Raw genomic sequence first — 7,096 nt, 5'->3', positions numbered from 1 at the left:
GCAAACTTAGGTCTGCTACTGTTTCAAAACTTTAATTTATTTATCCCAAACCTGTATCGGGTTTTCAGGACTAGTCACTACCTGTTGCATTAATTACTTAGCTGTCATATCGATGATCGGAATGATCATCTCTTCCAGTGACACGCCGCCATGCTGGAAGGTATCCCTGTACAGGTTGACGTACTGGTTATAGTTATTCGGATAGGCGAAGAAGTAATCTTCCTTCGTGAATACATAAGAAGTTGAAACGTGCGGTTTTGGCAGGAATATCCGCTCAGGCTTGCGGCAGACCATTAAATGGTTGTCATCAAATCCCAGGTTCTTTCCGTGTTTATATCTCAGGTTGGTGTTTGTTTCACGATACCCAATGATCTTCACCGGCTTTTGTACTCGGATCATACCGTGGTCAGTGGTCAAAATCAGCCTGCATTTCTTTTCTGCCACCTTTTTTATGAAATCCAGAAGGGGAGAATGCTGGATCCAGGAGCGGGTAATAGAGCGGTAAGCTGCTTCATCTGGCGCCAGTTCCTTGATCATCTGCACGTCCGTCCTGGCGTGCGACAGCATATCCACGAAGTTATAGACAATCACATTCAGCTGATTGTTCAGCATGTTGTTGAAATTGTCAACCAGCGATTTGCCCTGATTTGTATTAAGAATCTTGTTGTAAGAAAACTTAATGTTGTTAAAGTGGTTCATTTCCAGCTGTTTTTGCAGGAAATCCTGTTCGTGGTTGTTCAGTCCCTCTTCACCTTCCGGCGTATTTTCATCGCTAACCCACCACTGCGGATGCTTGCGCTCCATTTCACTCGGCATTAAGCCCGAGAAAATTGCATTCCGCGCATACCCAGTAGTAGTTGGCAGAATGGAATAGTAGGAAGATTCTTCCTCAATGTTGAAATACTCCTGCAAAATGGGCTGGATCATCTTCCATTGATCATAACGGAAATTATCGATCAAAAGGAAAAATACAGGTTCGTCGGAGCTCTTCAGATGTGGAAATACCTTCTGCTTCATCAATTGGTGAGATAAGATTGGCTTATCCGACTTGGGGTCGTTCAGCCAGTCTTCGTACTCATCTTCAATAAACTTGCAGAAATTAGCATTCGCCTCACTTTTCTGCATGCTGAACACTTCTGCCATTCCCTGATCCTCGGAATTTTCGAGTTCCAGTTCCCAGTAAATCAGTTTCTTATAAATATCTGCCCACTCTTCGTGCCCGATCCTGTCCTGGTATTGCATAGCCAGGCTTCTGAATTCCTGCTGGTAGCTCAGGGTCGTTTTTTCGGTAACCAGTCGTTTGTTGTCGAGTATCTTCTTAACCGAAAGCAGGATTTGATTAGGATTAAGAGGTTTGATCAGATAATCATCTATTTTAGAGCCTATTGCATCCTCCATAATGTGTTCTTCCTCACTCTTGGTGATCATCACTACCGGAAGGCTGGGCTGCTGTTGTTTGATCTGGGCGAGTGTTTCAAGGCCGGTCATACCCGGCATCATTTCGTCCAGAAAAACTATATCAAACCGGTCATTTTCAATGCGGTCCAAAGCATCAGCGCCACTGTTTACAGGAGTGACATTGTACCCTTTGTTCGTCAAAAACATGATGTGTGGTTTGAGAAGATCTATTTCATCGTCGGCCCAGAGAATGTTATATTGCATAAGCTTGTTTTTTCAATGATAATTAAAATGGAATGCCTTTAAGGGTAACGGGACAATCAGAAAGTGTGGTATAAAAATACCCGTTTTAACATATTTTTAGAATTGACACCTGACTGTATACGTTGCCAAAACCGGTACAAAAGGCATACCAAGAATAGGGTTTTCGGCTGGTTACAAAAACTTTTTGGTAACACGTTCCAGGTCGTCAGGAGTGTCAACGCCGTGTGAATCGTCAGAGGTAATCACCGCTCTTATCGCGTAACCATTTTCCAGCCAGCGCAGCTGCTCCAAAGCCTCGGCCTTCTCCAATGCAGACACCGGCAGCTTTGTGATTTCGGCAAGTACGTCGGCCCGGTAAGCATAAATTCCAATGTGTTTGTAAAACGTATGTGCAGCAAGCCATTGCTCTTTTTCTGCATTGCGGAGATAAGGTATTGTTTGGCGGCTGAAATACATTACTTCATCTTTCTTGTTCAATACAGCTTTTGGCACATTTACATTAAACAGAAGATCTTCCTGATCGATCACTTTCACCAGGGTCGCGAGCTCGGTGCGACTGTCAAGTACCCCGGCGAGCTGGTCGATTGGTTCGGGGCTGATAAATGGTTCATCGCCCTGGATATTAATGATATAGTCAAAGTGGCCTTCTGTTTTTGTAAGCGCCTCATAGCAGCGGTCGGTACCGCTCTGGTGAGCTTCAGATGTCATTACAGCAATTCCTCCGAAGCTTTTTACATGATCCATAATCCGTTCATCGTCAGTGGCCACGATCACCTGAGCCAGGCGGGCCGCTTTGGATGATTGTTCGTAAACTCTCTGGATCATACTTTTACCCCCGATATCCACCAGGGCCTTCGCCGGAAAGCGGGTAGAGGCGTAGCGGGCGGGAATGATTCCTAATATTCGCACAAGGTCGTTGGTTTGATTTTTGTCAATTCTGTTCCCAAATAAAGCTAAAAATTGCAAAATACTTTTTCATATCGCTTTTCAAAGAATATCTGGCGCATCCTTCCCGATGCAGATCCGGCAAGCTCACTATGGGCTGTCGAGCTGCGTGACACAGAACATAAAGTTGCTTCTGTAGCGGTGATTGACTCAGCAAACAAAGCAATGCAATGGGAAGGTGTTCCGCTGGGAATGGACTGGTGGTCGTCAGTGACTTCGTTCTCCTACGGGCGGTTTTTCCTGCATCATTACAGATATCCCGATCTGCCGGAGCCGACAGACTTATCTGCATTCTCTGCGGAGGACGGCGCGCACTTATGGGACTTGCCAAATCATCTGCTGGTTAAAGTGGCTGATAAAAACCGCATTGAAGTAGCAGCCAAATCGGGGAGCGGTTTCAGCTACCATTTGTGTGACGTACGCTCAGGCGCGTTGCTGCCGCAAGAGGAAATAGGGGCGGATAATGAGGAACAGGTACTTTTGGAAGAACCTGTTCGTTACAAAAAAGGAAACGTATTTTTCGATAAGCTGGCGTCCTTTATTGAGGAAATTACTGGCGGACATCAGCCAGTTAGTATCGATTATTTAGAGAAAAGGCCCTTTATGATCTTTTCTTATTATATTTACCATCAGGATAAAACCGTGCAATATCTTCTGATTATCACTACTAAAAGGGAGCTTGTTTTACACGAAAAGCTATCAGAAGAACGCGAAGGAATAGGCCGCTCCACAATGATATTAAAGGCATCTTCATTGGTTTATCTTAAAAACAACAACGAATTTTCGAGTTTAACGCTTTCATAATAAATGAAATACATTTTTTGCCTGACTGTTCTGGCAGGTATTTTCTCAGGAATGATCAGTGCCCGGGCTGCGGGGAGTATAAGGATTGATTCAGTAGGAGTTGAAAGGGTGGGAGGCAAGGTGTTTGTCTTGCACAAGGTAAACCAGGGGCAAACCATGTTTGCGGTAGTGCGGCAATACGGTACTTCTATCCAGGCCCTGCGTGAAGCCAATCCCGGCATGAGCGATCAGATCCAGTTTGGACAAACTATCCGAGTACCCTATACTCCGAAGGTCAGCAAAAAAGAAGCTAAGAAAGAAGAGAAAAAGGAGGAGAAGAAGGAAGAAAAGAAAGAAGAGAAAAAAGAGGTTAAACCTGCGGTTCCGGCCACAGCTGCAAAGCCTGATACTACGCCATCCACTACTTCTGCGCCTACCGCAGGATCTGCCGTTTCGGTATCCCCCAATGGAAAGCACATCGTTGAGCCAGGACAAACACTTTACCGTGTTGCTGTGAAATATGGCGTTTTAATGGCAGATTTGCGTAAATGGAACAATCTGGCGGACGATAACTTGAAAGATGGTCAGGAGCTGATTGTAAGTGAAAAAGGTGCTGAAAAGGCTGTTGCGGCAGTTACACCACCCGTGGCACCGAAAGTGACGAGCACAACAGTTGTGAAAGACTCTGTAAAAGCAAAAGCGGTTGTTCCCGAGAAGGTAGTTAAGCCTGTGGAGGAAGTTGTTGAAGCGCCGAAAGTTGTCAGAGGCAAGAGGAAATCAGAATCCGGGTTGGCAGAAGTGATTGAGACTGACGAAAGTACCAGTAAGTTCCTGGGCTTGCACCGTAGTGCGCCAATTGGTGCGTTGGTAGAAGTATTGAATGAATACAATCAGGAGAAAATCATCGTCCGCATTATTGGACGGATACCGGATACCAGCGTTAATGATGATATTGTTATTAAATTATCATCACGCGCATTCGAAAAAGTATCCCCGAACAGCAAGCGTTTCAGAGCAGTTGTAAGTTACCTGGAATAGTTTTGTTATTAATCCCGTCATGAAACATTCACCCCAATTCCGTTCGAAGAGAGAAGAGGAAAGAGAAGCCCTGAAAAATACGGCTGGTTATAAAATTTGGAGCGTTATGTTCACATTGCTCTACCCCTTCATCGCAATTTTTACATTTCTTTTTTCAGGAATAGTCATGTTCTTCTCTGGTATCTCCCGTGTTCTGGCTTACCTGTTTGGAGGAAGCCATGCAAAGCATTGAAGTGCCCCATTTATCTCCCTACATCATTGATTTATTGGAGGAAAAAGTCGTGCAATACAACAAGCCCGACTTTATCTCCCTCGATCCCGTCAGTATCCCACATCGTTTTTCTGTAAAGCAGGACATCGAGATCATGGGTTTCTGGGCGGCAGTACTTGCCTGGGGACAGCGCAAAACGATCATCAGCAAATGCCTGGAACTGGCTTCGCTCATGGATAATGCTCCTTTTGATTTTATCAGAAATCATCAGGATAGTGATTTAAAACCCTTCCTGGACTTTAAGCACCGCACGTTTAATGCGACTGACACGCTTTATTTCCTTCATTTCTTCCAAAACTACTACCGGCAGCACGATTCACTTGAATACGCATTCAGCAAGCACATCAGCGCTTCGGACGAGACGATAGAAAAGTCGCTGATCGGTTTTCACAACATGTTCTGCGATTCAGAAAATTTTCCTTCGCGAACTGCCAAGCACATTGCCACTCCGGCCCGGAAATCCTCCTGTAAGCGGTTGAATATGTTTCTGAGATGGATGGTCCGGAAAGACAATCATGGTGTGGATTTTGGTATCTGGAACAACATTGTACCTGCACAGCTGGTCTGTCCCTGCGATGTGCATGTTGACCGCGTTTCCAGATTTCTGGGCCTTATCAAAAGACCTAACACTGACTGGCAAACTGCATTAGAACTTACTGCTTCATTAAAACAGCTCGATCCGTCAGATCCTGTCAAATACGACTTCGCATTGTTTGGGTTAGGGATTGAAGGTTTTGCAAAGTAGTGTTACAAACCCGCTTCCAAGTACTTAACCCAAGAAAAAAGGCGCTCCCGATCGTTAATTTTCCCCAGCCTCTGAATTATCCTTTTCTCGTAAATCACTCTAAGTGTAAAACTTGCAGCTGCAAAGTTTGCAACAATTCACTAAACGATCGGCGAGATGAAAAAAATCTACAGGTTATCAGGTGCTGTCTTTTTAGCGGCAGCAATGTTTAACAACGTTTGCGCACAAACCACCTCTTTCGGTTCGCAAGCCGGCAATCAGGGTATCGATGGTACTTACATGGGAATCTGGGCGGGCTCCTCCACAATTGGTGAGCATAATACATTCGTTGGAAGTCTTTCGGGGTACGGGAATGTTGGTGGGAATCAGAATACAGCGCTTGGGAGCAGGTCTGCCTACACGCTCTCTAGTGGTAGTGAGAATACCTTCTTAGGGTACTTCTCGGGTAAGGCAAACACGACGGGCAGTTGGAACACTTTCGTGGGTTCAAAGTCTGGCGCAGCGAATGCGGTTGGTCTGAGAAACACATTCCTGGGCGTAGAAGCAGGGGGTAAAAATTACTTCGGAAACGAAAATATATTCATCGGTTGCCGAAGCGGTTTTTTCAATACGGACGGAAACTACAATCTGTTTGCAGGTAATGGCGCCGGAGAATACAATTCAAGCGGCAATTATAATGTGTTCCTTGGCCATGGTTCCGGGAGAAGCAATTTGAAAGGACTTGCCAATACGTTTATCGGGTACGAAACTGCGGGTAGCGCTAACGTGACCTACGCGACAGCAATTGGTGCGGCGACCAAGGTTACCCGGGACCATAGCATTGTGCTCGGAACAATTTTCGACAATGTGGGAGTGGGTGTTGAAGCTCCCACTTACAAGCTCCATCTCAGTACTTTCTCAGCCGCAAAAGCAGGCTCTTCTGCCTGGATCATTGCTTCTGACAAACGTCTTAAAAAGGATGTTTCAGAGTACGCGGAAGGGCTTGATGTATTGAAGCAGATCAAGCCTGTCTGGTTCAGCTACAATGGAGAGGCGGGGTTGCCGACGAATAAGAAATTCGTGGGTATCATTGCGCAGGATATGCAGAAAATTGCTCCTCACATGGTAGGTACATTTACCTATCAGGATTCGCTCGGGAACAAAACGGACTATCTTGATTATGACGCCAACGCACTGACCTACATGCTTGTAAACTCTGTCAAAGAGCAGCAGCAAACGCTTGATCGGAAAGACGAGGAGATTCGCCAGCTCACCGCAGAAACTGCGGAGTTAGCAAAGAGGCTTACCCAACTTGAACGCATTGTAGCTTCCAATACAACCCGGCCGCTTACGACTCCTGCCGCAAGAACCAATGATGTAAATGAAAATGGCGTGATCCTGGAACAGAATGCACCGAACGGCTTTTCAGGTATTTCTTCTATCAGGTTCTTTATTCCGGATACGATCAAGGATGCGGTATTGAACATTTACTCGACCAATGGACAGAAAATCCGCTCAGAAATCGTCAGAACACGCGGAGAAGGCGCTGTACAGCTTTCTGCTGATGATTTTGGAACGGGCGTGTTTGTTTACGATCTCATAACAGATGGTAAGAGCAACGGAGCTAAAAAGATGATGGTAAGTAAATAGTGCTTTAAAACGAGAAAAGCCGG

General features: G+C 45.4%; 6 protein-coding genes. 4 read left to right on the top strand and 2 right to left on the bottom strand.

Annotated elements, in window-relative coordinates; translation table 11 throughout:
• Positions 1–93: 93 nt before the first annotated feature.
• Positions 94–1,662: a T9SS response regulator signal transducer PorX gene (porX, locus tag AC1XTG_RS13350; protein ID WP_056281463.1), complete on the bottom strand. Its 1,569-nt coding sequence runs from the start codon at positions 1,660–1,662 to the stop codon at positions 94–96.
• Between the two features lie 171 nt (positions 1,663–1,833).
• Positions 1,834–2,571, bottom strand: a complete 738-nt coding sequence (gene kdsB, locus AC1XTG_RS13345) for a 3-deoxy-manno-octulosonate cytidylyltransferase (RefSeq protein ID WP_056283368.1) — start codon at positions 2,569–2,571, stop codon at positions 1,834–1,836.
• 51 nt (positions 2,572–2,622) lie between these two features.
• On the opposite strand from kdsB, the gene AC1XTG_RS13340 reads away from it, so the two are divergent.
• From AC1XTG_RS13340 to AC1XTG_RS13325, 4 genes are all read left to right on the top strand, one after another.
• Positions 2,623–3,411: a DUF4905 domain-containing protein gene (locus AC1XTG_RS13340; protein ID WP_484842318.1), complete on the top strand. Its 789-nt coding sequence runs from the start codon at positions 2,623–2,625 to the stop codon at positions 3,409–3,411.
• A gap of 3 nt (positions 3,412–3,414) precedes the next feature.
• Positions 3,415–4,428 (top strand): LysM peptidoglycan-binding domain-containing protein, encoded by a 1,014-nt coding sequence (locus AC1XTG_RS13335; protein WP_484842317.1) that lies wholly within the window; start codon positions 3,415–3,417, stop codon positions 4,426–4,428.
• A gap of 218 nt (positions 4,429–4,646) precedes the next feature.
• A complete protein-coding gene (locus tag AC1XTG_RS13330) occupies positions 4,647–5,444 on the top strand; it encodes a TIGR02757 family protein (protein WP_056283371.1) in 798 nt (265 codons plus the stop codon).
• Between the two features lie 156 nt (positions 5,445–5,600).
• A complete protein-coding gene (locus tag AC1XTG_RS13325; protein WP_484842316.1) occupies positions 5,601–7,073 on the top strand; it encodes a tail fiber domain-containing protein in 1,473 nt (490 codons plus the stop codon).
• The last annotated feature ends 23 nt before the right edge of the window (positions 7,074–7,096 follow it).

The organism is Dyadobacter sp. HNCC25DJ183 (genome assembly GCF_056895175.1).
The sequence above is the reverse complement of the archived record's forward strand: the minus strand, read 5'-3'. Positions and strand labels throughout refer to the sequence as shown.

Bases quoted from the DNA above. Each gene is read 5' to 3' on its own strand.
- porX (WP_056281463.1), bottom strand. From the start codon at position 1,662: ATGCAATATAACATTCTCTGGGCCGACGATGAAATAGATCTTCTCAAA.
- AC1XTG_RS13335 (WP_484842317.1), top strand. From the start codon at position 3,415: ATGAAATACATTTTTTGCCTGACTGTTCTGGCAGGTATTTTCTCAGGA.
- AC1XTG_RS13330 (WP_056283371.1), top strand. From the start codon at position 4,647: ATGCAAAGCATTGAAGTGCCCCATTTATCTCCCTACATCATTGATTTA.
- AC1XTG_RS13325 (WP_484842316.1), top strand. From the start codon at position 5,601: ATGAAAAAAATCTACAGGTTATCAGGTGCTGTCTTTTTAGCGGCAGCA.